The sequence below is a fragment of the Enterobacter cloacae complex sp. SYL001 genome, assembly GCF_049237025.1.
Lineage (GTDB): Bacteria > Pseudomonadota > Gammaproteobacteria > Enterobacterales > Enterobacteriaceae > Enterobacter > Enterobacter intestinihominis.
In genome coordinates, this window is record NZ_JBMKJI010000056.1 from 1 (window position 1) to 2,088 (window position 2,088).

Sequence of the window (2,088 nt, forward strand, 5' to 3'; positions counted from 1 at the left end):
AACCTTGCGCTCGTTCGCCAGCCAGGACAGAAATGCCTCGACTTCGCTGCTGCCCAAGGTTGCCGGGTGACGCACACCGTGGAAACGGATGAAGGCACGAACCCAGTGGACATAAGCCTGTTCGGTTCGTAAACTGTAATGCAAGTAGCGTATGCGCTCACGCAACTGGTCCAGAACCTTGACCGAACGCAGCGGTGGTAACGGCGCAGTGGCGGTTTTCATGGCTTGTTATGACTGTTTTTTTGTACAGTCTATGCCTCGGGCATCCAAGCAGCAAGCGCGTTACGCCGTGGGTCGATGTTTGATGTTATGGAGCAGCAACGATGTTACGCAGCAGGGCAGTCGCCCTAAAACAAAGTTAACTCGAGGGAGAAATCGTGAAGTTATCACTAATGGCTGCCAAGTCGAAGAACGGTATTATCGGTAATGGACCAGATATTCCATGGAGCGCCAAAGGCGAGCAACTTCTATTTAAGGCAATTACATATAATCAATGGCTTTTAGTTGGACGCAAAACTTTTGAGTCAATGGGCGCTCTCCCAAATCGAAAGTATGCAGTTGTAACTCGCTCTAATTTTTCTACGAATGATGAGGGTGTAATGGTTTTCTCCTCAATTCAGGATGCCTTAATAAATTTAGAGGAAATCACGGATCATGTTATCGTTTCTGGTGGTGGTGAAATATACAAAAGCTTGATTTCCAAAGTAGATACTTTGCATATTTCAACAGTCGACATCGAGCGAGATGGAGACATAGTTTTTCCTGAAATCCCAGATACATTCAAGTTGGTATTTGAGCAAGATTTCGAGTCTAACATTAACTATTGTTATCAAATCTGGCAAAAGAGTTAACAAGCGCCTGCAATCTGACCTCCGGTTACTGTCACCTTTTTTTGCGGTGGAGCTGCAAAAAAGGCGCCATTAACCTCCGGCAGTTGAGGCGGGCGTTAGACATCATGAGGGTAGCGGTGACCATCGAAATTTCGAACCAACTATCAGAGGTGCTAAGCGTCATTGAGCGCCATCTGGAATCAACGTTGCTGGCCGTGCATTTGTACGGCTCCGCAGTGGATGGCGGCCTGAAGCCATACAGCGATATTGATTTGTTGGTTACTGTGGCCGTAAAGCTTGATGAAACGACGCGGCGAGCATTGCTCAATGACCTTATGGAGGCTTCGGCTTTCCCTGGCGAGAGCGAGACGCTCCGCGCTATAGAAGTCACCCTTGTCGTGCATGACGACATCATCCCGTGGCGTTATCCGGCTAAGCGCGAGCTGCAATTTGGAGAATGGCAGCGCAATGACATTCTTGCGGGTATCTTCGAGCCAGCCATGATCGACATTGATCTAGCTATCCTGCTTACAAAAGCAAGAGAACATAGCGTTGCCTTGGTAGGTCCGGCAGCGGAGGAATTCTTTGACCCGGTTCCTGAACAGGATCTATTCGAGGCGCTGAGGGAAACCTTGAAGCTATGGAACTCGCAGCCCGACTGGGCCGGCGATGAGCGAAATGTAGTGCTTACGTTGTCCCGCATTTGGTACAGCGCAATAACCGGCAAAATCGCGCCGAAGGATGTCGCTGCCGACTGGGCAATAAAACGCCTACCTGCCCAGTATCAGCCCGTCTTACTTGAAGCTAAGCAAGCTTATCTGGGACAAAAAGAAGATCACTTGGCCTCACGCGCAGATCACTTGGAAGAATTTATTCGCTTTGTGAAAGGCGAGATCATCAAGTCAGTTGGTAAATGATGTCTAACAATTCGTTCAAGCCGACCGCGCTACGCGCGGCGGCTTAACTCCGGCGTTAGATGCACTAAGCACATAATTGCTCACAGCCAAACTATCAGGTCAAGTCTGCTTTTATTATTTTTAAGCGTGCATAATAAGCCCTACACAAATTGGGAGATATATCATGAAAGGCTGGCTTTTTCTTGTTATCGCAATAGTTGGCGAAGTAATCGCAACATCCGCATTAAAATCTAGCGAGGGCTTTACTAAGCTTGCCCCTTCCGCCGTTGTCATAATCGGTTATGGCATCGCATTTTATTTTCTTTCTCTGGTTCTGAAATCCATCCCTGTCGGTGTTGCTT

3 protein-coding genes and 1 pseudogene are annotated in these 2,088 nt (G+C 48.1%); 3 read left to right on the top strand and 1 reads right to left on the bottom strand.

Translation table 11 applies throughout. The features are described from left to right. Positions 1-222 (bottom strand): phage integrase N-terminal SAM-like domain-containing protein (locus tag ACOTZP_RS23760; protein ID WP_032424397.1); only part of this gene is annotated, 222 nt, incomplete at its 3' end. A gap of 155 nt (positions 223-377) precedes the next feature. Between ACOTZP_RS23760 and dfrA16 the strand changes: the two genes are divergently transcribed. From dfrA16 to ACOTZP_RS23775, 3 genes and pseudogenes are all read left to right on the top strand, one after another. After that, on the top strand, positions 378-851 hold the full coding sequence (dfrA16, locus tag ACOTZP_RS23765; protein WP_032490158.1) for a trimethoprim-resistant dihydrofolate reductase DfrA16: 474 nt from the start codon (positions 378-380) through the stop codon (positions 849-851). 104 nt (positions 852-955) lie between these two features. Next, positions 956-1,794, top strand: a pseudogene (locus ACOTZP_RS23770) (AadA family aminoglycoside 3''-O-nucleotidyltransferase). Between the two features lie 116 nt (positions 1,795-1,910). Beyond that, positions 1,911-2,088 (top strand): DMT family transporter (locus ACOTZP_RS23775; protein WP_038341169.1); only part of this gene is annotated, 178 nt, incomplete at its 3' end.